This is a genomic window from Janthinobacterium sp. JC611, assembly GCF_018682595.1.
In the GTDB taxonomy this organism is placed as follows: Bacteria; Pseudomonadota; Gammaproteobacteria; order Burkholderiales; family Burkholderiaceae_D; genus Janthinobacterium.
Map to the genome: position 1 here is coordinate 150,589 of NZ_JAFLJN010000014.1, position 23,514 is coordinate 174,102.

Annotated in this window: 21 protein-coding genes and 1 tRNA gene; 8 read left to right on the plus strand and 14 right to left on the minus strand. The window is 64.5% G+C overall.

The window, feature by feature from the left end; genetic code table 11:
- Window position 1: 1 nt before the first annotated feature.
- The 9 genes from rng to J0O65_RS10000 all read right to left on the minus strand — a co-directional run bounded on the left by rng (window position 2) and on the right by J0O65_RS10000 (window position 8,087).
- Window positions 2-1,465 carry a ribonuclease G gene (rng, locus tag J0O65_RS09960; protein WP_034747098.1) on the minus strand — a complete coding sequence of 488 codons (1,464 nt, stop codon included), beginning with the start codon at window positions 1,463-1,465 and terminating at the stop codon, window positions 2-4.
- Between the two features lie 41 nt (window positions 1,466-1,506).
- Window positions 1,507-2,127: a Maf family protein gene (locus J0O65_RS09965; protein ID WP_215406357.1), complete on the minus strand. Its 621-nt coding sequence runs from the start codon at window positions 2,125-2,127 to the stop codon at window positions 1,507-1,509.
- Between the two features lie 8 nt (window positions 2,128-2,135).
- A complete protein-coding gene (rlmH, locus tag J0O65_RS09970) occupies window positions 2,136-2,606 on the minus strand; it encodes a 23S rRNA (pseudouridine(1915)-N(3))-methyltransferase RlmH (RefSeq protein ID WP_034747108.1) in 471 nt (156 codons plus the stop codon).
- A 6-nt stretch (window positions 2,607-2,612) separates the two neighbouring features.
- The gene (rsfS, locus tag J0O65_RS09975; RefSeq protein WP_215406359.1) at window positions 2,613-3,302 is read right to left on the minus strand and encodes a ribosome silencing factor; all 690 of its coding nucleotides are present in this window, start codon (window positions 3,300-3,302) and stop codon (window positions 2,613-2,615) included.
- Window positions 3,303-3,971: a nicotinate (nicotinamide) nucleotide adenylyltransferase gene (nadD, locus tag J0O65_RS09980; protein WP_215406659.1), complete on the minus strand. Its 669-nt coding sequence runs from the start codon at window positions 3,969-3,971 to the stop codon at window positions 3,303-3,305.
- Between the two features lie 35 nt (window positions 3,972-4,006).
- Window positions 4,007-4,921 carry an oxygen-dependent coproporphyrinogen oxidase gene (hemF, locus tag J0O65_RS09985; protein ID WP_215406361.1) on the minus strand — a complete coding sequence of 305 codons (915 nt, stop codon included), beginning with the start codon at window positions 4,919-4,921 and terminating at the stop codon, window positions 4,007-4,009.
- A 182-nt stretch (window positions 4,922-5,103) separates the two neighbouring features.
- Window positions 5,104-5,907 (minus strand): hypothetical protein, encoded by an 804-nt coding sequence (locus J0O65_RS09990; protein ID WP_215406363.1) that lies wholly within the window; start codon window positions 5,905-5,907, stop codon window positions 5,104-5,106.
- Between the two features lie 125 nt (window positions 5,908-6,032).
- Window positions 6,033-7,301 carry a phosphoribosylamine--glycine ligase gene (purD, locus tag J0O65_RS09995; protein WP_215406365.1) on the minus strand — a complete coding sequence of 423 codons (1,269 nt, stop codon included), beginning with the start codon at window positions 7,299-7,301 and terminating at the stop codon, window positions 6,033-6,035.
- Window positions 7,302-7,361: 60 nt separating this feature from the next.
- The gene (locus J0O65_RS10000) at window positions 7,362-8,087 is read right to left on the minus strand and encodes a YebC/PmpR family DNA-binding transcriptional regulator (RefSeq protein ID WP_215406367.1); all 726 of its coding nucleotides are present in this window, start codon (window positions 8,085-8,087) and stop codon (window positions 7,362-7,364) included.
- A gap of 143 nt (window positions 8,088-8,230) precedes the next feature.
- Between J0O65_RS10000 and J0O65_RS10005 the strand changes: the two genes are divergently transcribed.
- From J0O65_RS10005 to J0O65_RS10020, 4 genes are all read left to right on the plus strand, one after another.
- Window positions 8,231-10,726 carry an alkaline phosphatase D family protein gene (locus J0O65_RS10005; protein WP_251373630.1) on the plus strand — a complete coding sequence of 832 codons (2,496 nt, stop codon included), beginning with the start codon at window positions 8,231-8,233 and terminating at the stop codon, window positions 10,724-10,726.
- A 118-nt stretch (window positions 10,727-10,844) separates the two neighbouring features.
- Window positions 10,845-11,765: a DMT family transporter gene (locus J0O65_RS10010; protein ID WP_215406368.1), complete on the plus strand. Its 921-nt coding sequence runs from the start codon at window positions 10,845-10,847 to the stop codon at window positions 11,763-11,765.
- Window positions 11,766-11,794: 29 nt separating this feature from the next.
- Window positions 11,795-12,184 carry a methylglyoxal synthase gene (locus J0O65_RS10015; protein WP_215406370.1) on the plus strand — a complete coding sequence of 130 codons (390 nt, stop codon included), beginning with the start codon at window positions 11,795-11,797 and terminating at the stop codon, window positions 12,182-12,184.
- Between the two features lie 92 nt (window positions 12,185-12,276).
- Window positions 12,277-13,206: a quinone oxidoreductase family protein gene (locus J0O65_RS10020; protein ID WP_251373658.1), complete on the plus strand. Its 930-nt coding sequence runs from the start codon at window positions 12,277-12,279 to the stop codon at window positions 13,204-13,206.
- A gap of 181 nt (window positions 13,207-13,387) precedes the next feature.
- Here J0O65_RS10020 and J0O65_RS10025 read toward each other — a convergent pair whose 3' ends face one another.
- The gene (locus J0O65_RS10025; protein ID WP_215406374.1) at window positions 13,388-14,017 is read right to left on the minus strand and encodes a DUF4136 domain-containing protein; all 630 of its coding nucleotides are present in this window, start codon (window positions 14,015-14,017) and stop codon (window positions 13,388-13,390) included.
- Between the two features lie 196 nt (window positions 14,018-14,213).
- Here J0O65_RS10025 and pepN point away from each other — a divergent pair, with 196 nt between their 5' ends.
- The 3 genes from pepN (at window position 14,214) to J0O65_RS10040 (ending at window position 18,097) form a co-directional block, all read left to right on the plus strand.
- On the plus strand, window positions 14,214-16,868 hold the full coding sequence (pepN, locus tag J0O65_RS10030; protein ID WP_215406377.1) for an aminopeptidase N: 2,655 nt from the start codon (window positions 14,214-14,216) through the stop codon (window positions 16,866-16,868).
- A 34-nt stretch (window positions 16,869-16,902) separates the two neighbouring features.
- Window positions 16,903-17,904, plus strand: coding sequence for a class 1 fructose-bisphosphatase (locus J0O65_RS10035; RefSeq protein WP_034747152.1), 1,002 nt, complete (start codon window positions 16,903-16,905; stop codon window positions 17,902-17,904).
- Between the two features lie 117 nt (window positions 17,905-18,021).
- A tRNA-Thr gene (locus J0O65_RS10040) sits at window positions 18,022-18,097 on the plus strand.
- A 69-nt stretch (window positions 18,098-18,166) separates the two neighbouring features.
- Here J0O65_RS10040 and J0O65_RS10045 read toward each other — a convergent pair.
- From J0O65_RS10045 to J0O65_RS10060, 4 genes are all read right to left on the minus strand, one after another.
- On the minus strand, window positions 18,167-18,586 hold the full coding sequence (locus J0O65_RS10045) for a cupin domain-containing protein (protein WP_215406378.1): 420 nt from the start codon (window positions 18,584-18,586) through the stop codon (window positions 18,167-18,169).
- 79 nt (window positions 18,587-18,665) lie between these two features.
- A complete protein-coding gene (locus tag J0O65_RS10050; RefSeq protein ID WP_215406380.1) occupies window positions 18,666-19,493 on the minus strand; it encodes an AraC family transcriptional regulator in 828 nt (275 codons plus the stop codon).
- A 98-nt stretch (window positions 19,494-19,591) separates the two neighbouring features.
- A complete protein-coding gene (locus J0O65_RS10055) occupies window positions 19,592-20,686 on the minus strand; it encodes a porin (protein WP_215406383.1) in 1,095 nt (364 codons plus the stop codon).
- Between the two features lie 4 nt (window positions 20,687-20,690).
- Window positions 20,691-22,565 carry an amidohydrolase gene (locus J0O65_RS10060; RefSeq protein ID WP_215406385.1) on the minus strand — a complete coding sequence of 625 codons (1,875 nt, stop codon included), beginning with the start codon at window positions 22,563-22,565 and terminating at the stop codon, window positions 20,691-20,693.
- 237 nt (window positions 22,566-22,802) lie between these two features.
- Here J0O65_RS10060 and J0O65_RS10065 point away from each other — a divergent pair, with 237 nt between their 5' ends.
- Window positions 22,803-23,489: a YoaK family protein gene (locus tag J0O65_RS10065; RefSeq protein ID WP_215406387.1), complete on the plus strand. Its 687-nt coding sequence runs from the start codon at window positions 22,803-22,805 to the stop codon at window positions 23,487-23,489.
- Window positions 23,490-23,514 lie beyond the last annotated feature (25 nt).

Consider the following 23,514-nt stretch of genomic DNA (forward strand, 5'->3'; position numbering starts at 1 on the left):
TCTACATCAGAATCACGTCGTACTGCTCCTGGTGGTAGGCATTTTCCACCTGCAGCGAGATTTTCTTGCCGATGAAGTCGCCCAGCATGGCCAGGTGCTGCGATTCTTCCTCCAAAAACAGGTCGACCACTTCCTGCGAGGCGAGGATGCGGAATTCGCGCGGGTTGAATTGTTTCGCTTCGCGCAGCAGTTCGCGCAGGATTTCATAGCAGATGGTGCGCGAGGTTTTTACCTGTCCCTTGCCGGCGCAGGCGGGGCACGGTTCGCACAGGATGTGGGCGAGCGATTCGCGCGTGCGTTTGCGCGTCATTTCCACCAGGCCCAGCGGCGAGAAATTGCTCACCGACACCTTGGTGCGGTCGCGCGACAGGGTGCGTTTCAGCTCGGCCAGCACGGCGTTGCGGTGCTCGGCATTGTCCATGTCGATGAAGTCGAGGATGATGATGCCGCCCAGATTGCGCAGGCGCAGCTGGCGCGCGATGGCGTGCGCCGCTTCCAGGTTGGTCTTGAAAATCGTGTCGGCGAAATTGCGCCCGCCCACAAAGCCACCCGTGTTGACGTCGATGGTGGTCATCGCTTCCGTCTGGTCGACGATCAGGTAGCCGCCCGATTTCAGGTCGACCCGGCGGCCCAGCGCGCGCAGAATCTCTTCTTCCACGCCGTACAGATCGAACAACGGACGCTCGCCCGTGTAGTGCTGCAAGCGCGTCAGTTCGCTGGGCGTGTAGATTTCCGCGAATTCGCGCAGTTTCACATAGTTTTCGCGCGAGTCGACCTGGATGGTGGCCGTTTCATCGCCGACGAAGTCGCGCAGCACGCGCTGCGCCAGGCTCAAGTCCTGGTGCAGCAGGCTGGTGGCGGGACGCGTGCGCGCGCCGTGCGTGATGGTGCTCCAGGTTTTTCTCAGGTAGTCGACGTCCGCCTTCAGGTCCGCGTCGGATGCGTCCTCGGCCATGGTGCGCACGATGTAGCCGCCCTTTTCATCGGGCGGCAGCAGGCTTTGCAGGCGCACGCGCAACTGTTCGCGTTCCGCTTCCTTCTCGATTTTCTGCGAGATGCCGATGTGCTTGTCCTGTGGCAGGTAGACCAGCATGCGCCCGGCGATGGAAATCTGCGTCGACAGGCGCGCGCCCTTGGTGCCGATCGGGTCCTTGATCACCTGTACCGTCAGCACCTGGCCGTCGAAGAGGATTTTTTCGATGGGAGCGGGCGTGGCGTTCTGGCCGTCGTGGCCGCGCGCTTCCCAGATGTCGGCCACGTGCAGGAAGGCGGCGCGTTCCAGGCCGATGTCGATGAAGGCCGACTGCATGCCCGGCAACACCCGCACCACCTTGCCGGAATACACATTGCCGGCCAGGCCGCGCGTGAGCGTGCGCTCGATGTGCAATTCCTGCACGGCGCCCTGCAGGATGAGGGCGACGCGCGTTTCTTGCGGCGTGATATTGATCAGGATGTCTTCGTTCATGGAGGCGCGGGAGTGGAGGCAACGAATGACATCATACCCGATCAGGGCAGGGGCAAACCTGCCAGCCTTAGCAACTGTGCGGTTTCGTACAGGGGCAGGCCCATGATGCCGGAATGGCTGCCTTCGATATGCTCGACGAACAGCGCGGCGCTGCCCTGGATGCCGTAGCCGCCGGCCTTGTCGTAGGGCTCGGGCGTGGCGCAGTAGGCGGCGATCGAGGCGGGCGAGAGCACGCCGAAGCGCACTTGCGACACCTGCGTGCGCTGTTCCGCGAAATCCTTGTAATGCACGGCGATCGAGGTCAGCACTTCGTGCGTGCGGCCCGACAGTTGCTGCAGCATCGCCACAGCTTCCGCCCGGTCGGCCGGTTTGCCGAGGATGACGCCATCGATGGTGACGGTGGTGTCTGCCGCCAGCACGGGGCGCGGGGGCAGGTGGCGGCGGCGCACCAGGTCCCAGGCGAAGGCGGCTTTTTCGTTCGACACGCGGGCGACATAGTCGAGCGCCGACTCGCCGGGGAGGACTTCCTCGGTGACGTCGGCGCCGCGCGGGCCGTCGCTGCGCAGCAGCAGCAATTCGAAATCGATGCCGATCTGGCGCAGCAGTTCGCGCCGGCGCGGACTTTTGGAAGCGAGGTAGATCTTGTGATCAGCCGTTTTCATGGGGGAGTTCAGACGCGGTGATAGGGGTGGTTTTGCGTGATCGACCAGGCGCGATAGAGCTGCTCGGCGAGGATCACGCGCACCACGCCGTGCGGCAGGGTCATGCTGGAGATGCGCAGCATGCCTTCGGCACGCGCCTTGAGTTGCGGATCGAGGCCGTCGGCGCCGCCGATCAGGAAGGCCGTGTCGCGGCCATCCTGCTGCCACGCCATCAATTGCTGCGACAGGCCGACGCTGGTCAGGTCCTTGCCGCGTTCGTCGAGGGCGATGATGCGCACGCCCTTGGGCAGGACGGCTTCGATGCGTTCGCGTTCCAGCGCCATCGCCGTGGCGGCGGTTTTGCTGCCGGAACGTTCCACCGGCTTGATTTCTTTCAGCACGATGCGCAATTCCGGCGGCATGCGCTTCGCGTATTCCGCGAAGCCCGTCTCTATCCAGGCCGGCATCTTATGGCCGACCGCAGCGATGATGAGCTGCATCGAGGCTTACGCTTCGACTTTTTTGATACGCTTGATCACGGTTTTTGCCGGAGCGGCATCGGCTGCCGGCTTGGCCGCGCGCGGGGCGCGCACTTTTTTCTCCGGCAGCGCTTTCAGCGCTTTCACGGCGGCCGTTTCGGTCTTGGTTGGCGCGACTTTCACGGTCTTGCCGACGGCTTTGGAGGCGGTGGCTTTCTTCGCCGGGGCTTTCTTGGCGGCGGTGGCAGCCGTGGCTTTTTTCGCTGGCGCCTTTTTCTCGATCACGGGCGTTGCATCCACATTGGCCTTGCTTGCCGCCAGATGGCCGCTGACCTTTTTCGGCTCGTCGCCAGCCGCTTTTTTCGGCGCGCGCTTGGCGGCGCCCAGCTTGACCGGCTTGTCGCCCCAGATTTCTTCCAGGCGGTAGTAGGCGCGGATAGGCGCTTGCATGATGTGGACGATCATGTCGCCCAGATCGACCAGCACCCATTCACCGGTGTCCTCGCCTTCCATGCCGATGATGTCGCCGCCGGCGTCCTTGACCTTGTTGCGCACCGAGGCGGCCAGCGCCTTGGTTTGACGGTTCGAGGTACCGGAAACGATCGCGATGCGGTCGAACAGGCTGGTCAGGTGACTCGTTTCGAAGACGGCGATGTCTTGGCCTTTGACGTCTTCAAGGGCGTCAACGACGAGGGTTTGCAGTTTTTTGATATCCATTTAGCTTTTGTATAAATTATGTTGTTCAATATAGTCTAGCACTAGCGGGGAAACAAGCGGGTTTGCCCGATTCCCCCGTTGTAATGCCGCACGTATTTCGGTGGCGGAGATATCCACCGCGAAGTCCTGTGCCAGATAAGTCAGACCGTGCGGCGTGTTGCGGATGCTTTCCAGTGACCCCAGGCGGCGCGAAAATTCTTCGGCGACCACTTGCGGCACTGCGGTGTCATTCAGCGCGAAGCCGGGGCGGGCCGCGACGCAGATATGCGCGTATTCAAATAATTGCTGCCATTCGCGCCAGGTCGCGAGCCGCTGCAGCTGGTCGGCGCCCATCAGGAAAACGATGGAGGCGCGTTCTCCCAGCTCGGCGCGTACCTGGCGCAAGGTATCGATGGTGTAGCTGGCCTGGCCATGTTCGCTGCGCGCGATTTCCTGGCGGTCGATCACGACCGGCAGCGGCAGGCCGGCAAACGCCAGGCTGGCCATTTCGGCGCGCTGCTCGCCGGTGGCGCCCAGCTTGCCCTTTTGCCAGGGCGCGCCGGCCGGAATCACGCGCAGTTCATCGGCGCGCAGCAGGCTGGAAAAATGCGTGCCCAGCGCGACATGGCCCGTGTGCACCGGATCGTAGCTGCCACCGAGCAGCGTCACGCAGGGCGTACCGCTCGCCATACTGCCCGCCGTGCCATTCGCCGTGCTAACTGCCGTCACGCCTGCAGCCAGTCGCGATGCACGAGGAAGTCGGTATACAACGCCGCTTCGGGACTGCCCGCTTCCGGGTGCCAGTCGTAGCGCCACTTGACCACGGGCGGCATCGACATCAGGATCGCTTCGGTGCGTCCGCCCGACTGCAGTCCGAACAGGGTGCCGCGGTCGAACACCAGGTTGAACTCGACGTAGCGTCCGCGCCGATAGCACTGGAAATCGCGTTCGCGTTCGCCGTAGGGCGCGTCCTTGCGGCGCGCCAGGATCGGCACATAGGCCTTGACGAAGGCGTCGCCGACGCTGCGCATCATGGCAAAGCTGTCGTCGAAGCCCAGGGCATTGAAGTCGTCGAAGAAGATCCCGCCCGCGCCGCGCGCTTCGCGCCGGTGCTTCAGGTAGAAATAATCGTCGCACCACTGCTTGAATGCCGGATGCAGTTCCTCGCCAAACGGCGCCAGCGCATCATGGCACACCTGGTGGAAGTGCTTCACGTCGCCCGCGTCGCCATAATACGGCGTCAGGTCCATGCCGCCGCCGAACCACCATACGGGTTCGCCATCGGCATTCACCGTGGTGAAGAAACGCACGTTCATGTGCACCGTGGGCGCGTATGGATTACGCGGATGCAGAACCAGCGACACGCCCATCGCTTCCCACGCCTTGCCGCCCAGTTCAGGGCGCGCGGCCGCGGCAGATGGCGGCAATGCGGCGCCGGTGACGTGCGAAAAATTCACGCCGCCCCGCTCGAATACATTGCCTTCCTCGATCAGCCGCGAAATGCCGCCGCCGCCCTCGGGGCGCTGCCAGGCATCGGTCAGAAAGGGCTTGCCGTCCTGCGCTTCGAGCGCCTGCACGATACGGCTTTGCAAATCGAGCAAATAGGTCTTGACGGCCGAAGGAGAGGGAGTTGACGACATCGCGTGGGCCGACGAGGCCGAAATAAAAAAGTAAGGACGGATTGTACCCTGTTACGCGTTTTTGTGATAGGGCAGCGCTGGCGCTGTGGCTTATGTTGTGATTTAGAGCACGCGACGACGATCAACGCCGTTCCCGTTTCCGAGGCGCGCCAGCGGGGGATGTATTCATCTGCCGGGACAGGTTATTGGTGCGCTGGCGGCGTCGCATCGTCCTGCACGACGGTGATGGACAGGTCCGGTCCGGCGGCCGGCAGGCGCGCACCTTCCACGGCCTGCGCGGCGCGCTGCTGCAGGTCGCGCCGCTCGACGCCCTGTCCGGCGACGGGGACCGCGGCGGGAACGGACGCCTGCCTGGAGACGATGGCGCGGGCCGCAAAGGCGGCTGCCAGCACGAGCAGCGTGGCCATGGCCCATGTTCCCGGCCGCGCATGCGCGGGGCGTTCCTGGTGGGCCTGGCGCGCGGCGCCGTCGACGATGATGCGAGCCAGTTCCGCGCCGCGCCGGTTGGCGCGCAGGCGCAGCGCCTCGAATTGAGGCGCGGACAAGGTGCCTTGCCGGAGCATGTCGCACAGGGCGGCAATGGGCGAAGCGAGCAGGCGGTCCGACGGCAAGCTGGCATGCGCGGCGTCGCGCTGCCACTGGTCGATCAAGTCTTCGTCGTACAGGGTGTCGATGGCCTGGCCGTTGACCAGCTTGAGCGCGGCGGCGGCCAGTTGCTGGCGCTCGAGCAGGGCCGCGCCGCCATGCTGGCGCGGCAAATCGCGCACGCGTGGCAGAAATGCGTCCTGCGGCAGCAGGTCCGTGCGCAGCAGCCATGCCAGGGTCTGCGCGAGACCGGCGCCGGCGGCCAGTTGCGGCATGTCGATGTCGTCCTCGTCAGGCAGGGCGAGGATGTCCAGTTCGTCCATCGCCTCGTCGCGTTCCTGGGCAGTGATCAGGCCGAGCTGGCGCAGTTCGGCAAGGGCTGGATGGGAGCGTGTGGTCATTGAGCGCAACTTTGTCAGGGAGGCAAGATCTTAGCGCAAAGCCCGTTTTTCCGGCGCGTCTATGCAAACGGGGCCGGGGCGGATGCTGTCCGCGCCGGCCCCGCCGTATGCCGCAAACGGCGTGCTTAATGCTTCAGGCCGCGCCAGCCGATGTCGCGGCGGTATTGCGCGCCGTCGAAATGGATTTTTTCCACGGTTTCATACGCCTGTTTCTGCGCCATCTTGATGCTGTCGCCCAGGCCCACCACGCACAGCACGCGCCCGCCGTTGGTGACCAGGCGTTCGCCTTCGATGCGGGTGCCCGCATGGAAGGTGACGGAGTCCAGCGTTTCGGCCGGGATGTCGCCGATCGGCGTGCCTTTCACCGGATCGTCCGGGTAGCCGGCGGCGGCCATGACGACGCCGACGGCCGTGCGGCGGTCCCATTCCAGTTCCACGGCGTCGAGCGTGCCGTTGACGGCGTGCTCCATGACGGTGACCAGGTCGGTTTTCAAGCGTGCCATGATGGGCTGCGTTTCCGGGTCGCCCATGCGGCAGTTGAATTCCAAGGTCTTCGGCGTGCCCTTGTCGTCGATCATCAGGCCCGCGTACAGGAAGCCCGTGAACGTGATGCCGTCCTTGGCCATGCCCTGGATGGTCGGCACGATGATCTCGCGCATGACGCGCGCATGCATGGCCGGCGTGACGATCGGCGCCGGCGAATACGCGCCCATGCCGCCCGTGTTCGGGCCTTCGTCGTGGTCCTTCAGGCGTTTATGGTCCTGGCTGGTGGCCAGCGGCAGGATGTTCTTGCCGTCGCACATGACGATGAAGCTCGCTTCTTCGCCGGCGAGGAATTCCTCGATGACGATGCGCGCGCCGGCGTCGCCGAACTGATTATCTGCCAGCATCATGTCGACCGCCTGGTGCGCTTCTTCCAGGGTCATGGCAACGACCACGCCCTTGCCGGCGGCCAGGCCGTCGGCCTTGATGACGATGGGCGCGCCCATGGCGTCGACGTAGGCGTGCGCGGGAGCGACGTCGGAAAACGTCTGGTAGGCGGCCGTCGGGATGCCGTGGCGCTGCATGAAGGCCTTGGCGAAGTCTTTCGACGATTCCAGCTGCGCCGCTTCTTTCGTCGGGCCGAAGATTTTCAGGCCGCGCGAGCGGAACAGGTTGACGATGCCGCTTGCTAACGGCACTTCCGGGCCGACGACGGTCAGGCCGATGTGTTCCTGCTGAACGAAATCGGCCAGCAATTGCGGGTCGCTGATGTCGAGGTTGACCAGGCGCGCGTCGCGCGCGGTGCCGCCATTGCCCGGCGCGACATATACCATCTGTATGCGTTCGGACTGGGCCAGTTTCCAGGCCAGGGCGTGTTCGCGGCCGCCAGAGCCGACTACCAGAATTTTCATAAGGACCGTTCGTTCAATGTGGGTTGCAGGGCGGCGCCGCCGCCCTTGAGAGCAGAGTGATTAATTCTCTATCAGCGCGTTGGTGAAGACTTCCTGGACATCATCCAGCAGTTCCAGCGCATCGATCAGCTTTTGCATCTTGACGGCGTCGTCGCCCGTGTAGACGGTTTCCGTCGCCGGTTTCATGATGACTTCGGCCACTTCGGCCTTGAAGCCGGCCGCTTCCAGCGCTTCCTTGACGGCGGCGAAATCGTGCACGGGGGTCAGCACTTCGAAGCCGCCTTCCTCGTCGGCGATGACGTCTTCGGCGCCCGCTTCCAGGGCCGCTTCCATCAGCTTGTCCTCGTCGGTGCCCGGCGCGAACAGCAGCTGGCCGCAGTGCTGGAACATGAAGGCGACCGAGCCTTCGTTGCCCATGTTGCCGCCATTCTTGTTGAAGGCGTTGCGCACCTCGGCCACCGTGCGCACGCGGTTGTCCGTCATGCATTCGACGATGACGGCCGCGCCGCCCACGCCGTAGCCTTCGTAGCGCACTTCTTCGTAGTTGGCGCCATCGACGCCGCCGCTGCCGCGGTTGATCGCGCGCTGGACGTTGTCTTTTGGCATATTGGCGTCGGCCGCCTTGTCGACGGCCAGGCGCAGGCGCGGATTGGCCGCGATATCGGCGCCGCCCATGCGGGCCGCGACCGTGATTTCCTTGATCAGGCGCGTCCAGATTTTGCCGCGCTTGGCATCGGTGGCAGCCTTTTTATGCTTGATGTTGGCCCATTTGCTATGTCCTGCCATGTCGAATCTTCCTTAGACGGGTGTTCAATTGTGGCCGACATTTTAGCATATCGGCCCCCTGCGAAGCGGCATGGCCCCGTCATCAGGATGACACAATCTGTTGCTAAAGTGACGCGCTTTCACCATATTTAGGGCGCGACATCATGGCAAGTCAAATGGACAGGCGGCAATTTCTGAAATTCGGCGGCGCACTTGGCACATTCGTTACCGTGTCGGTGGCCACCGCCGGCCTCGCCGCCTGCGGCAGCACCGATTACAGCGAGCCTGGCGTGCCGCTCGCATCCGGCAGCGACTGGAAATTTCCGCAAAGCGTGGCGTCGGGCGATCCGCGCGCCGACAGCGCCATGCTGTGGACGCGCGTCGTGCCCGCCAGTGCCGATGCCGTCGCGCCCGCCGTGGCCGGCAAGTCCGACGTGGCCGTGCGCCTGATCGTCAGCGCCAGCGACAATACGGCCGCCCTGGGCGGCAACACGGCCCTGTTGGGTACGCCCATCGTCGACGCCAAGTTGCCATTGAAGGCCGATTTCGACAACACCCTGCGCCACAAGGTGACGGGCTTGCAGCCGGGCCAGGTGTACTTTTACCAGTTCATCGCCGGCGACGTGCGCTCGAACGTGGGCCGCTTCAAGACGGCGCCCGCCGCCACGGCCGATGTGGCCCAGCTGCAGTTCGCCTACCTGACGTGCCAGGACTGGAGCATCAACCACTGGGGCGCGCTGTCGCACATCGCCGCCAACGAAAGCCTGGACTTTATCGTCCACCTGGGCGATTACATCTATGAAACGGTGGGCGAGGCCTTCCAGAGCGGCGCCGTGGAAAGCCGCCACGACCAGCTGAAATTGCCCGACGGCACGTATAAAAGCGGCGCGTCCGGCGCCAAATACGCCACCACGGTGGCCGATTACCGCTACCTGTACAAGAAATACCGCACCGATGCGCGCCTGCAAGCCGTGCACGAGCGCTTCGCCTTCATCGCCATCTGGGATGATCACGAATTCACGGACGACGCCTGGCAGGACGCGTCCACCTACGAGGGCCTCGTGGCCGCAGACGGCAGCGATCTGCACCAGCCGGCGCGCCGCCGCAGCGCCAACCAGGCGTGGTTCGAGTACATGCCGGCCGACGTCACCTTCGACGCGGGCGCGACGACGTTCCAGAACATCCAGATCTACCGCGATTTCCAGTTCGGCAAACTGATGCAGCTGGTGATGACGGACGAGCGCCTGTACCGCGCCGACCATGCGATCGCCGAGTCGACCATCAATCCCGCCACGGGCAAGCCGCTGGGCAGCATCGGCAGCCGCTACCTGGTGCCGCAAGCGCTGTTCGACAGCGTGGAAGGGCAGAAGATGGCGGCCGCTACCAAGGCCGGCGCCGATCCGCTGGCGGCCGTGGGCATGCTGGGCAGCATGCAGCGCGACTGGTGGAAGGGCAAGATGAAGGCGGCCACGTCCACCTGGAAGCTGTGGGGCAATGAAGTGTCGCTGCTGCGCATGGGCTTGAATGGCACGGATGCGATCGCCACCTTGCTGGCGCTGGGCGCCATGGCGAACGTGGGCAAGGCCATCGCCAGCACGCTGCCGCTGGTGGGCGGCAGCGTGCCGCTGGCCTGCGCCATCGTGGCGGCCTCGACGGCGGGCGCGTCATCGACCCTGGCGCAAGCGGCGGCCATGGCGATTGCCGGCGCGGCGGCCAACGCCGGCGCGCAGGGCGCCGCCGCCGTGGGCGCCGGCTTGAGCGCGGCCCAGGCCGGCATCACGGTGGCGGCCTACAACAGCGCTTCGCCGGCCGCCGCCGCACAAGTGATCGCCTTCGGCTGGATCAAGCCCGACGTGCAAGCGAAGGGCGCCGCGTCCAGCTTTGTCGCCGCTTCCGGCCAGCAAGCCGCGCTGGCGCCGTTCTTCACGCGCTTCTTGCTCAATTGCGACCAGTGGGATGGCTACAACAGCGAGCGCAAGCACCTGATGGCGCACCTGAAAAACAATGCCATCGGCAACGTGGTGGCGCTCACGGGCGATATCCACTCGTTCTTTGCGGGCACGGTCAGCGACGATTTCGACGCGGCCGGCGGCGGCACGCCCGTGATGGTGGACCTGGTGTCGGCCGGCGTCAGTTCCGATTCCTTCTTCAGCTACCTGAAGTCGGCCGCCGGCGCCATGGGCGACATCGGCACCCTCGTCAGCTACCCGCTGGCCATTCCCGTCACGGGCGTGGGCACCGTCAACCTCGACGTCAACCTGCTCGACTACACCATGGGCAAGGCCGCGCCCACCGTCGACAGCCTGCTCGAGCAGTTGCGCGTGCAGCTGCGCGGCGCGCTGGCCGCCAAGGGCGTGCCGGAGGCGCAACTCGATGCGACGGTCGCTGCCGTACAGGCTGGCCTGAAAGCGAGCGCTGACTTCAGTACGACCTTGCTGGGCCTGGCGCAGCAATTGTCCGGCCTGGGCAACAACCCGTGGATCAAGCATCTGAACACGGATGCGCAGGGTTACACGGTGGTCACCTTGACGCCGGGCAAGCTGGTGGCGCAGTTCAAGCAGGTGAATAAACTGATCGGCACGGCGGCGCCGGGCAACGTGATCGCGCGCGTGACGACGGCGACGGTCAATGCCGGGACGGCGGCGGTGGTAGTGTCTTAATATTATTGATTAAACGTCAAGCCCAAAGCAAGGGCTGGGGTCGGACCCTCAGGGTCCGACCCCGGTTTTTGCCGCTGGGCTTATCAGCCGCCTGTCGCTTTTGCCTTACAATCTGGGCATGAGCTCCAGTTCCCCGCAAGCATCTTCTCCCTCGCTTCCCCGTTCCGTCTACCTCGGTGGCCTGGCCATCGCCGTGGGCGGGGCCGTGCTGTTTTCCACCAAGGCCATCGTCGCCAAGCTGCTGTACCGCTACCAGATCGACGCCGTCACCCTGATCGCCTTCCGGATGATCTTTTCGCTGCCCGTGTTCGCCGTCATCGCGTACTGGCAGATGCGCACGGAGCCGCCGTTATCAAACAGCGACCGGCTGCGCCTCGTCGGACTGGGCCTCGTCGGCTATTACCTGTCCAGCTATCTGGACTTTCTTGGCTTGCAATACATTTCCGTGGGGCTGGAGCGGCTGATCCTGTTCCTCACGCCCACCTTCGTGCTGCTGATTACCACCGTGTACTTCAAGCAGCGCATCAGCCGCCTGCAGTGGCTGGCCTTGCTGACCTCGTATTGCGGCATCGTGCTGGTATTCGTGCACGACTTGCAGGGCGGCGCCAGCAATGTGGCGCTGGGATCGACTCTCGTGCTGGGTTCGGCCTGTTCGTATGCCGTATATCTGCTGGGCTCGGGCGAACTGGTGAAACGCATCGGCTCGATGCGGCTCGTTTCCTACGCGATGTGCGTGGCCAGCTTTGCCTGCATCGCCCAGTTCTTCATCCTGCGTCCCGTCGAGCTGCTGATCCAGCCCATGCCCGTGTATGGCTTGTCCTTGCTCAATGGCATCTTTTGCACGGTGATGCCCGTCTTCATGACGATGATCGCCGTCGAGCGCATCGGCGCGCCCGTCGCCTCGCAGGCGGGCATGATCGGCCCCGTGTCGACCCTGTTCCTGGGCGCCTTGATCCTCGATGAACCGATCACCAACTGGCAGCTGGCTGGCACCAGCCTGGTCCTGGCCGGCATTTACTTGCTGTCGAAAAAGAAATAATTCCTCCACCCACTGAAATGGTCCTCACCATGAAAACACGCATCGCCCTGATTGCCCACGACAAGAAAAAAGATGACATGATTACCCTGGCGGGCGAATACCTGGACTTTTTGAAGGATTGCGAACTGTCGGCCACGGGCACCACGGGCGGCCGCCTGATCAATGAGCTGGGCCTGGCCGTCGAACGCAAGCATTCGGGGCCGTTCGGCGGCGACCTGCAAATCGGCTCGCTGCTGGTGGAAGGCTTGATCGATTGCGTGATCTTCCTGCGCGACCCGATGACGCCGCAGCCACACGAGCCGGACATCAACGCCCTGGTGCGCGCCTGCGACGTGCACAACGTGGCGTGCGCGACGAATCTGTCATCGGCGCACCTGGTGCTGTCGCAGCTGCAGGCGCGGGCCGTTGCTGCCGCCTGACGTTTTCCCGATTCTTCTTCAAGGAGCATATTGTGAGCGCAACGATTACCACCAAGGCCATCCGCGTACAGCGCGTGGGCGGCCCGGAAGTGATGGAATACGTGGATGTGGAACTGCCGCCGCCCGGCCCGGGCGAGGCGCGCGTGAAACACGAGGCCATCGGCCTCAATTTCATCGACGTGTATTTCCGCACGGGCCTGTATCCGCAGCCGCTGCCCAATGGCCTCGGCGTCGAGGGTGCGGGCATCGTCGAGGCGGTGGGCGAGGGCGTTACCGAAGTGAAAGTGGGCGACCGCGTGGCCTACGCGGCGCGCATCAATGGCGCGTATGCGCAGCAGCGCAACTTGCCGGCGGCCTTGCTGCTGGTGTTGCCCGAGCGCATCGGTTTCGACACGGCCGCCGCCATGATGCTGCAGGGCTTGACGGTGCAATACCTGTTCCACCGCACGGTGGCCCTGAAGGCGGGCGACACCATCCTGTTCCATGCGGCCGCGGGCGGCGTGGGCCTGATCGCCTGCCAGTGGGCGAAGGTGCTGGGCGTGAACCTGATCGGCACGGCCGGCTCCGATGAAAAGGCGGCGCTGGCCAAGGCGCATGGCGCGGCCCACGTCATCAATTACAACACGGAAAACTTCGTCGAGCGCGTGCGCGAGATCACGGGCGGCAAGGGCGTTTCGGTGGTCTACGATTCCATCGGCAAGGATACGTTTACGGGCTCGCTCGACTGCCTGGCGCCGCTGGGCATGATGGTCAGCTTCGGCAACGCATCCGGCCCCGTGCCGGCCTTCACCCTCGGCGAGCTGGCCTCGCGCGGTTCGCTCTTCATCACGCGCCCGGCCCTGTTCAGCTATGCCTCGAACCGCGCCAACCTGGAAGAGATGGCCACCTCGCTGTTCGGCGTCGTCAGCAGCGGCGAAGTGCAGATCGAGATCAACCAGCGCTACGGCCTGGCCCATATCGCCCAGGCGCACACGGACCTGGAAGGGCGCAAGACGACCGGCTCGACCATCATCGTGCCATGAGCGGCGACAATGATGGCACGCCGAAGTTCGGCCGCCTGCTGCTCGTGCTGTTGCTGGCCGTGGCCCTGATCGGCGCGCTCACCTTTGCCGCCGAGGCGTATTACTCATAGGCATAAAACAGACGTAAAAAAACCGGCTGGCGCATTGCTGCACCAGCCGGTTTTCTTGTCTTGCCAAGTCCTTACTCGATTTTGACTTCGACCTTGCGCGGCACGCCGCTCTGGCCGGGGAAGTCGGCAAAGGCGCTGGCCACCATGGCCGGCATCACTTGCGACGTGGCGCGCTTGTTGCTGGTCGATTGCACGGTCACGTCATACAGTTTCTTGCCGTTGCGGTCATTGATCGTCACGCGCAATTCGCGTTCGTATTTATGGCGCACGCTTTCTTCCACGTCCAGCGGACCATACCAGTAGGGGTTGTAGCCAAAGCGGCCATAGCCTGGCCACGCGCCATAGCGGTAGCCGTAGCGGCCAGGCCAGTAGCCTGGGCCATACCAGAATGGATCGGTCGCTTGCAGCACGCGCTCCGGATAATCGACGGTGGAAAACTGCATCGCCACGCGCAAATTGGCGGCCGCCGGGCCGGAAGCTTCACCGAAGCCGTGCTTGGCCAGTTCCGCGCGCACCAGGTTCTGGTAGCTGCGGTATTCCAGCGTGTCGTCTTCCGCCGCCGGCGCTTCAAACGCATACGATTTGTCCTGCAATTGCGCAGGCCACTCATGGAAGACGGTCACGTCGCTGCGTAGGGTGGTGGCGCAGCCGGTCAGCAACACGGTCAATGCGGCCATCATGATGGTGAGATATCGTTTCATTGCATGATCTCCTGATAGTAGACGCAATTCATCGGCTAGTATTATAAGAATAGTTCTATTTGTTTCCATGCATTATTACAGAATGTTACCTGGCATGTCGGCGTGTAAGGGAATCCAACATTCCTGAGCTGAATCGCGACCATCGGGGGCTGGTGTTGGTAAAATAGGCTTTTGCCTCCGCTCCCATCCATTCCCTATGCGCACAGACAGCCCACAGACGATTTACCGCAAAGATTACACGCCGCCCAGCTTCCTGGTCGACAGTGTCGAACTTGGTTTCGATCTCGATCCCGCCCGCACAGTGGTGGCGAGCCGGATCCGCATGCGCCACAACCCGGCCAGCGGCAGCCGCAGCATCGAATTGCACGGCGAACACATCGAACTGGTGATGGTGCGCCTGAACGGCAAAGTGCTGAAACCGTCGCAGTACACGCTGACGCCCGGCATGCTGACCATCCCCAAGGCGCCCGACGACGTCGAACTCGATATCGAGACCGTGCTGGCGCCGCAGGACAATACGTCGCTGTCCGGCCTGTACGTGTCGAACCATAATTTCTTCACGCAGTGCGAAGCGGAAGGCTTCCGCCGCATCACCTTCTTCCCGGACCGCCCGGACGTGATGGCCAAGTACACGGTCATGTTGCGCGCCGACAAGGAACACTATCCGGTGCTGCTATCGAATGGCAATCTGATCGAAGAGGGCGACCTGGGCGACGGCCGCCATTACGCCAAGTGGGAAGACCCGTTCAAGAAACCGTCCTATCTGTTCGCCCTGGTGGCGGCGCGCCTGGTGTGCCAGGAAGAGCGCTATACGCTCAAATCCGGCCGCGAAGTGCTGCTGCAGGTGTGGGTGGAAGACGGCAACCTCGATAAAACCGACTACGCCATGCAGTCGCTGAAAAACTCGATCCGCTGGGACGAGGAGCGCTTCGGCCTGGAACTGGACCTGGACCGCTTCATGATCGTCGCCGTGGGCGATTTCAACATGGGCGCCATGGAAAACAAGGGGCTGAACATCTTCAATACCAAGTATGTGCTGGCCAATCCGCGCGTGGCGACCGACGTCGATTACGCGGGCATCGAGGCGGTGGTGGGGCATGAATACTTCCATAACTGGACCGGCAACCGCGTCACGTGCCGCGACTGGTTCCAGCTGTCGCTGAAAGAAGGCTTGACGGTGTTCCGCGATCAGGAATTTTCGGCCGACATGATCGGCACGGACACGGGCCGCTCCGTCACGCGCATCGATCAGGTGCGCACCCTGCGCCAGGCGCAATTCCCCGAAGACGCCGGCCCGATGGCGCATCCCGTGCGTCCCGATTCCTTCGTCGAAATCAATAACTTTTACACGGTCACGATCTACGAAAAAGGCGCCGAAGTGGTGCGCATGTACCAGACCCTGGTGGGCCGCGACGGTTTCCGCAAGGGCATGGACCTGTATTTCGAGCGCCACGATGGCCAGGCCGTCCAGTGCGACGACTTCCGCGCCGCCATGGCCGACGCGAATGGCCGCGACTTCAGCCAGTTCGAGCGCTGGTACAGCCAGGCCGGCACGCCGGTGGTGGCCGCTTCCACGCGCTACGACGCCGCCAGCCGGACGTTCGAGCTGACCCTGTCGCAAAGCTGCCCCGCCACGCCGGGCCAGCCGAAAAAACTGCCGTTCCACATACCCGTCACCGTCGGCTTGCTGGCAGCGGACGGCCGCGACCTGCCGCTGCACGTCGACGGCGTGGCATCGAACGGCGCTGCCAGCGTCGTGCTGGAATTGACCGAAGCGTCGCAAACCTTCCGCTTCACGCACGTGGCGGAAGCGCCCGTGCCGTCGCTGCTGCGCGACTTTTCCGCGCCGGTGGTGCTGGAATACGATTACACCGACGCCGAGCTGCTGCACCTGTTCCGTCATGACAGCGACCCGGTCAACCGCTGGGAAGCGGGCCAGCGCCTGGCCATGGAGCGTCTGCTCAAGCTCACGGGCGCCGTCGCCGCCGGAGAGACCCTGGCGCTGGACGACACCTTCATCGAAGCGCAGCGCGCCCTGCTGGAGGACGACACGCTCGATCCCGCCTTCCGCGAGCTGGCCCTGATCCTGCCGTCGGAAACCATCATCGCCGAGCGTATGGCGCAAGTCGACCCGCAGGCGATCCATGCGGCGCGCCAGTTCATGCGCCGCAGCATCGCGGCCGCTCTGAAACCTGAATTGCTGGCGCAATACCACGCCAACCAGACGCCGGGCGAATACAGCCCCGACGCCCTGTCGGCCGGCAAGCGCGCCTTGAAAAACCTGGCCCTGTCCTATCTGCTGATCGCGCCAGGCCCGCAAGAGCTGGCCCTGGCGCAGCGGCAGTTCGACGGCGCCGGCAACATGACGGACCGCGCGGCCGCCCTGGGCGCCCTGATACATTCGGGTTCCGCAGCGCATGCGCAGGCCGCGCTGGCCAGTTTCTATAGCGACTTCGAGAACGAGGCGCTGGTGGTCGACAAGTGGTTCGCCATGCAGGCGGCCGCGCCATCGACCGACGTGCAAGCCGTGCGCCAGCTGATGACGCATCCGGCCTTCACCCTGAAGAATCCGAACCGCGCGCGCAGCCTGATCTTCAATTTCACCAACGGCAATCCGTCGCAGTTCCATGCGGCTGATGGCAGCGGCTACGCCTTCTGGGCCGAGCAGGTCATCGCGCTCGACGCCCTGAATCCGCAAGTGGCGGCCCGCCTGGCGCGCTCCATGGACCGCTGGCGCCGTTACGTGCCGGCGCTGCAGAGCCACATGCGCGACGCGCTGGAAAAAGTCGCCGGCCAGGCCAGCCTGTCGAACGACGTGATGGAAGTGGTCAGCAAGGCTTTAGCGAACTAGCACGGCAAATAATCACCAAAACAAAAGGGAATTCATGAAACGCATCAGTCTTACGCAATACCTGGTTGAAGAGCAGCGCTCGAACAACAGCATTCCGGCCGAACTGCGCCTGCTGATTGAAGTCGTCGCGCGCGCGTGCAAAACCATCAGCCACGCCGTCGGCAAGGGCGCCCTCGGTGAAGTGCTGGGCACGGCCGACACGGAAAACGTGCAGGGCGAAGTACAGAAAAAACTCGACATCATCTCCAACGAGATCCTGCTCGAAGCGAACGAATGGGGCGGCCACCTGGCGGCCATGGCGTCGGAAGAGATGGAATCGATCCACCCGATCCCGAACCGCTATCCGAAGGGCGAATACATGCTGCTGTTCGACCCATTGGATGGCTCGTCGAACATCGACGTCAACGTCTCGATCGGCACCATCTTCTCGGTGCTGAAGGCGCCGGACGGCATGGGGCAGCCGACCGAGCAGGACTTCATGCAGGCAGGCAGCAAGCAAGTGGCGGCCGGCTACGCCGTGTACGGCCCGCAAACCATGCTGGTGCTGACCTTCGGCAATGGCGTGAACTGCTTCACCCTGGACCGCGAGATGGGTTCGTGGGTACTCACGCAAAGCAATATGCAGATTCCGCCGACGACGAAGGAATTCGCCATCAACATGTCGAACGCGCGCCACTGGCATCCGCCCGTGAAACGCTATGTCGACGAGCTGCTGGCCGGCGACACGGGCCCGCGCGGCACCAACTTCAACATGCGCTGGATCGCCTCGATGGTGGCCGACGTGCACCGCATCCTGAATCGCGGCGGCATCTTCATGTACCCGGCCGACCTGCGCGACACCTCGATGCCCGGCAAGCTGCGCCTGATGTACGAAGCGAACCCGATGGCCTTCATCGTCGAGCAAGCCGGCGGCGCGGCCACCGACGGCCAGCAGCGCATCATGGACATCGCCCCGCACAAGCTGCACCAGCGCGTGCCCGTCTTCCTCGGCTCGAAAGACGAAGTGGCCCGCGTCACGGCCTACCACGCGGAGTAAAAAAGCCGCACTTTTCCACGATTTTCAGCGGCCCGCAGCCGGGCCGCTAAAAAAATGCAAAAAAGTTCGCGTTGACACTAGCAAATTTTGTGCATTGTTTGTAGAATGTGGGTCTTCGCCGTTGTAGCTCAGTTGGTAGAGCAGCACATTCGTAATGTGAAGGTCGCCAGTTCGATTCCGGCCAACGGCACCAAGTTTCATCAGAAAACCCGCTCACTTGCAAAAGTCAGCGGGTTTTTTGTTGTCTGTCACATTCCCGGGCTCAGATCCACTGATCGTTTTCCACCGTGCGCTCGCCCGCGTCGCCGTCGCCCGTGTTGACCACGCCGCGCGGTTCGATCAGCAGCAGCCTGGTTTCGGCTGGGGCGCACGGTTTATGTTCGACGCCCCTGGGCACCACCGCCATCTGGCCGGCGTGCAGCACGATGGTGTGTCCTTCCGCGTAGCCAGGGCCGCGCAGGGCGATGCGCAATTGCCCTTCCAGCACGATGAAGGTTTCGTCCGTGTCGGCGTGCCGGTGCCATTGGAATTCACCCAGTACCTTGACCACCTTGAACTGGTAGTCATTCATTTCGGCGATGACGCGCGGCTGCCAGTGCCCCTCTAACAGGGCGACCTTGCCCGCCAGGTCGATGGATTGGCCCTGGCCGCGCGCGGTGATGGTAGTGATGGTGGTGGACATGCTGTGCTCCGTTCAAGTGGCGATGCAGCCAGAATACGCATGCACTTGCCGGCCGTATTGAACGATCGTGGGTGTTTTCTTAGCCCTTGACGCTGCCGCCGGCGTAGCGCAGCCAGCGGCCAGGCGTCAGTCCATGGGTTTTCAGGAAATGCCGCGTCATGTGGCTCTGGTCGGCGAAGCCTGCGGCCATGGCGGCCGATGCGAGCGTGGCGCCAGCCAGCAGCAGGCGCCGCACCATCTCCAGGCGCCGCATCGTCAGATAGCGGTACGGGCTGGTGCCATAGAAGACGCGAAAGTCGTGCGACAGGCTCCAGCGGTCGCGTCCCGTTGCCGCCTCAAGTTCCGCCAGGGTGACGGCCTGCGTGCAGTGCGCCTGCAGGTAGTCGCGCGCGCGGCGCGCCGCCAGGAAGTCTCCTCGCAAACGCTGGGCCGGCGTGCCGGCCACCGCCGCCAGCGCATGCGCCAGCTCGGCCAGCGCCTCGCTCTGTTCCAGCGCTTCGAGCGGGTGGCCGTCGTGCGGCAGCAAGGCGGATGTGGCGGCCGCCAGGCGGGGATCGGTGGACACGCCGCCTTCGATGAAGGGCAGTGCGCGTCCGCCCAGCACGTCCTGGAACAGCGCCGGTTCGATATACAGCATGCGGTAACGGAAGCCGGCGTCGGTACCCGCCTGGCCATCGTGCGCCTCGTCGGGATGCAGGATCATGGTATTGCCGGGCAGGCTGTCGCGCTGCCCGCGACGGTAGCTGAAACGCTGCACGCCCGCCAGCGTGCGGCCGATGGCGTAGGTGTCGTGGCGGTGCATGGCATAGGCCTTGCCCTTGAACCACGCCTCGATGCGTTCGACCCCTTGTACCGGTTCGGCGCACTTGACCCAGTCGCTGCGCGCTGGCATTGATGCTCGCTTCATGGTGTTTGTCCGTGGATGCCCGCCCTGGTTGCAGAATGCCGACTGTACCCGCCGCGCGCGCGGCTGTCCACGAAAAACGCCGTACCGGAAATCGTGCCTCAGAAATTGTGCCGGATTCCCAGCGCCACGCCCGACAAGGCGGCGCCCTTGGTTGCCGCGTCGCGTCCCAGGCTGTTGATGGCAAAGTCGGCGACGCCGTTGCCGCCGTTGGCCAGGCGCGTGTAGTAGGCATACAGGCTGCTGCGTTTCGACAGCTGGTAGTCGTAGCCGGCGGTGGCGTGGGTGGCGCCCGTGCCGGCTCCCGCCCGCACCGTGCCGATGGTTTCCAGCGCGCCGCCGCTGGCGCTTTGGGCATGCGCCAGGCCGAAACGCAAGCCATGGCGGCCGAACTGGCGCGTGGCGGAGACATACACCGTGCGCCGGCGCAGCTCGCCCGTGGCCGTCGCATAGCGCAGGCTTTCCAGCGCCAGCGCCAGCTGCGTGGCGCCGTCGACACGCCAGGCCAGGGCCAGCTTGCTGCCACGGTCGGTCAGCCCCCGTCCCTGGTAGTCGTGATGGTCTTCCTGCGCCAGGGTGGCGTACAGGGCGCCGCCGTCGTAGATCAATGCGGCCGAGGTCAGGGCCGGATGCGCGCCGCTGGCGGGCCGCTCTTCGGCCATGCCGCGCGCCACGCGCAGCGACCAGCCCTGCCACTGCGGCGTCCAGTAATGCACGCTGTTCTGCTGGCGCCGGTCGAAGGAATACCTGTTGCTGGTATTGCTTTCGCTGGCGCCGGCGCCGTTGCCCATCAGGCTCATGTAGCCGGCCGTGGTGGGGTAGAACGGGTCGAGCGCGGACGTGGCGCTGTTGTAGGGCAGGGTCCAGTTCCCGCCAAACAGCGTGCCCCACGGGCCGGCAATGCCGACGCGCGTGTCGCGTGCGGCGATGGACCCCGTGCCCGTGTCGGGCGCCAAGGTGCCCTCGACCTGGAACAGCGCCTGCCAGCCGCCGCCCAGGTCTTCGCCGCCGCGAAAGCCGAGTACCGAGCGGTTGTTGGACAGGCGCTGCACGCTGTCGCCGCTGCCGGACGAGTGCAGCGCTTCGAGCGCCACGTTCAGGCGGCCGTACAGCTGCACATTCTGTTGTGCCGCGGCGGGCAGGGCCGCCGCCAGCGCCAGCGCGCCGGCCGCCAGCAAAGGCAATCGCGTCAGCATGGCATCAGAACGCAAAGCAGCTGCACCCCAGCGCGCCCCAGAAGCCGGAATGGCTGGAGACGGGCACGGAACTCTTGCGCGCCACGTCGTGGGCGTGGGCATGCACGCCGCAGGCGCCCTGGCACTGGTGCTGTTGCATGACGCTGGCCGTTTGCGGCGGCGCGGCGCGGTAGTGGCCGGCCACGTTTTTCACGGGCGACCAGTCCGGCAACACCGGAATGGGAGGCGGCGCCAGTGGCGCAAATTCCGCCTGGCCGTAGACGATCTTGCCGCCGACGATGGTGAGCACCGATTCGATCGACTTGATGGCCTCTTCATCGATGCTGAAAAAATCCGCGCTCAGCACGGCCAGGTCGGCCAGCATGCCTTCCTGGATGCGGCCCTTCTTGCCTTGCTCGCTGGAGAACCAGGCGCTGCCCGCCGTCCACAGTTCCAGCGCCGTGTCGCGCGACAAACGGCTGCCCGCATCGTACAGGCGCAAGCCGCCCACGGTGCGTCCCGACACCAGCCAGTACAGCGCCGTCCACGGGTTGTAGCTGGCGACCCGGGTGGCGTCGGTGCCGCCGCCCACCGGCACGCCCGAGGCAAGCATGCGCGCGATCGGCGGCGTGGCCTTGGCCGCTTCCGCGCCGTAGCGGTCGACAAAGTATTCGCCCTGGAAGGCCATGCGGTGCTGGATGGCGATGCCGCCGCCCAGCGCCTTGACCCGGTCGATGTTACGCGGCGTGATGGTTTCGCAGTGGTCGAACATCCAGTGCAGGCCGTCGAACGGGATATCGCGGTTGACCTTTTCAAACACCGTCAGCATGCGCTCGATCGATTCGTCATAGGTGGCGTGCAGGCGGAAGGGCCAGCGCTTGGAGACCAGGTGGCGCACCACCTTTTCCAGTTCGTCGTCCATGCCGGGCGCCAGGTCAGGGCGCGGCTCGAGGAAATCCTCGAAGTCGGCGGCGGAAAACACCAGCATTTCGCCGGCGCCGTTATGGCGATAGTAATCGTCGCCCTGGCCCGGCGTGACCATCTGCGTCCATTTTTCGAAGTCTTCCAGTTCGCGCCCCTTGTTCTGCGTGAACAGGTTGTAGGCGATGCGGATGGTCAGCTGCTCCTTTTGCGCCAGTTCCTCGACCACCGCGTAGTCTTCCGGATAATTCTGGAAGCCGCCGCCCGCGTCGATGGCGCTGGTCAGGCCGAGGCGGTTGAGCTCGCGCATGAACTGGCGCGTGGAATTGACTTGCAGATCGCGCGGCAGGGTCGGGCCCTTGGCCAGGGTCGCATATAAAATCATGGCGTTCGGGCGGGCGATCAGCATGCCGGTCGGGTTGCCGGCCGCGTCGCGTACAATCTCGCCGCCGGGCGGGTTCGGCGTGTTCTTGTCGTAGCCGACCACGCGCAGGGCGGCGCGATTGAGCAGCGCGCGGTCATATAGGTGCAGGATGAAGACGGGCGTGTCGGGCGCGGCGGCGTTGATTTCATCGAGGGTGGGCATGCGTTTTTCCGCGAACTGGAATTCGTTCCAGCCGCCCACCACGCGCACCCATTGCGGATTCGGCGTGCGCAGCGCCTGTTCCTTGAGCATGCGCAGGGCGTCGGCCAGCGAGGGCACGCCTTCCCAGCGCAATTCCAGGTTGTAGTTCAAGCCGCCGCGGATCAGGTGCAGGTGCGAGTCGTTCAGGCCCGGGATGACGGTGCGGCCACCCAGGTCGATCACGCGGCTGTCGGGCGCGCTGTGGCGCATGACGTCTTCAAAGTCGCCCACGGCGAGGAATTTGCCGTCGGCGATGGCCACGGCGCTCGCTTGCGGGCAGCTCTTGTCGACGGTATGGAAGCAGCCATTGAGCAGGATCAAGGGCGCGGTGGCGGGGAGGGTATGTTCTGGCATGGTGCAGCTCCATGGTTGCGGTGCGGGGAGGGCCGGCGTGCGCGGCGCGAAAGTCACGTCGGCCAGTGTAGCGGGCGTGCGGCGCCGGGACACGGGCCAAAAGATCAGGTGGCGCGTGGCGCACTGGCCGAAGGACGGGGGCGGCGGCCGGCCGCATGGCTTACCATGCTGGCAGTGGCGCCGCGGCCATGCCCGGGCGCGTTTTACAGTTATTGCATCGTTTCAGGAGTTTTATCAATGGATCAGCCACCACACAGCCGCTTGTTCGGCACCAGTCTGGGATTTTTAGCGGGGTATGTCGATACCCTGGGTTTTATTGCCCTGTTTGGCCTGTTTACGGCCCATGTCACGGGCAACTTCGTGTTGATCGGCGCCGCGCTGGCCGAGCCCACGCGCATTCCCATCCTGCTCAAGATACTCGCTTTTCCCGCCTTTATCGCAGGCATTGTCGTCACGCGCCTGATGGTGCTGGCCATCGAGCGCCGTGGCGGCCCGGCCTTGACCCTGGCTTTCCTGCTGCAGTGGGTACTGCTGGCAGGCTTCATGCTGTTCGGCATCCTGGCCGAACCGGTGGGCAGGGATGTCGGCGACCTGGCCATGCTGGCGGGCTTGCTGGGCACGGCCGCCATGGGCGTGCACAGCGCCACCAGCCGGCTGTTGCTGGCGCACCTGGCGCCCACCTCCATGATGACGGGGAACGTGACGCAGATCGTGCTCGATACGGTCGACGTGCTGCGCGGCGCGGCCGATGGCGCCACCCATGCGCGCTGCGGCAAGTTTTTCTGGCCGTTGCTGGCCTTCGCCCTGGGCGCCATCGCCGCCGCCTTTGCCTATCTGGCGCTGGGCTTCGTGGCGCTGGCCGTACCTCTGCTGCTGCTGGGTGGCCTGATCATCGTGCAGCACCGCAGCGGCCGGGCAGCCTGACCGTGCTCCCGCGCGCCTGCCTGCT

Coding starts and splice junctions, on each gene's coding strand:
- rng (WP_034747098.1), bottom strand. CDS start 1,465: ATGAACGAAGACATCCTGATCAATATCACGCCGCAAGAAACGCGCGTC.
- J0O65_RS09965 (WP_215406357.1), bottom strand. CDS start 2,127: ATGAAAACGGCTGATCACAAGATCTACCTCGCTTCCAAAAGTCCGCGC.
- rlmH (WP_034747108.1), bottom strand. CDS start 2,606: ATGCAGCTCATCATCGCTGCGGTCGGCCATAAGATGCCGGCCTGGATA.
- rsfS (WP_215406359.1), bottom strand. CDS start 3,302: ATGGATATCAAAAAACTGCAAACCCTCGTCGTTGACGCCCTTGAAGAC.
- nadD (WP_215406659.1), bottom strand. CDS start 3,971: ATGGCGAGCGGTACGCCCTGCGTGACGCTGCTCGGTGGCAGCTACGAT.
- hemF (WP_215406361.1), bottom strand. CDS start 4,921: ATGTCGTCAACTCCCTCTCCTTCGGCCGTCAAGACCTATTTGCTCGAT.
- J0O65_RS09990 (WP_215406363.1), bottom strand. CDS start 5,907: ATGACCACACGCTCCCATCCAGCCCTTGCCGAACTGCGCCAGCTCGGC.
- purD (WP_215406365.1), bottom strand. CDS start 7,301: ATGAAAATTCTGGTAGTCGGCTCTGGCGGCCGCGAACACGCCCTGGCC.
- J0O65_RS10000 (WP_215406367.1), bottom strand. CDS start 8,087: ATGGCAGGACATAGCAAATGGGCCAACATCAAGCATAAAAAGGCTGCC.
- J0O65_RS10005 (WP_251373630.1), top strand. CDS start 8,231: ATGGCAAGTCAAATGGACAGGCGGCAATTTCTGAAATTCGGCGGCGCA.
- J0O65_RS10010 (WP_215406368.1), top strand. CDS start 10,845: ATGAGCTCCAGTTCCCCGCAAGCATCTTCTCCCTCGCTTCCCCGTTCC.
- J0O65_RS10015 (WP_215406370.1), top strand. CDS start 11,795: ATGAAAACACGCATCGCCCTGATTGCCCACGACAAGAAAAAAGATGAC.
- J0O65_RS10020 (WP_251373658.1), top strand. CDS start 12,277: ATGGAATACGTGGATGTGGAACTGCCGCCGCCCGGCCCGGGCGAGGCG.
- J0O65_RS10025 (WP_215406374.1), bottom strand. CDS start 14,017: ATGAAACGATATCTCACCATCATGATGGCCGCATTGACCGTGTTGCTG.
- pepN (WP_215406377.1), top strand. CDS start 14,214: ATGCGCACAGACAGCCCACAGACGATTTACCGCAAAGATTACACGCCG.
- J0O65_RS10035 (WP_034747152.1), top strand. CDS start 16,903: ATGAAACGCATCAGTCTTACGCAATACCTGGTTGAAGAGCAGCGCTCG.
- J0O65_RS10045 (WP_215406378.1), bottom strand. CDS start 18,586: ATGTCCACCACCATCACTACCATCACCGCGCGCGGCCAGGGCCAATCC.
- J0O65_RS10050 (WP_215406380.1), bottom strand. CDS start 19,493: ATGAAGCGAGCATCAATGCCAGCGCGCAGCGACTGGGTCAAGTGCGCC.
- J0O65_RS10055 (WP_215406383.1), bottom strand. CDS start 20,686: ATGCTGACGCGATTGCCTTTGCTGGCGGCCGGCGCGCTGGCGCTGGCG.
- J0O65_RS10060 (WP_215406385.1), bottom strand. CDS start 22,565: ATGCCAGAACATACCCTCCCCGCCACCGCGCCCTTGATCCTGCTCAAT.
- J0O65_RS10065 (WP_215406387.1), top strand. CDS start 22,803: ATGGATCAGCCACCACACAGCCGCTTGTTCGGCACCAGTCTGGGATTT.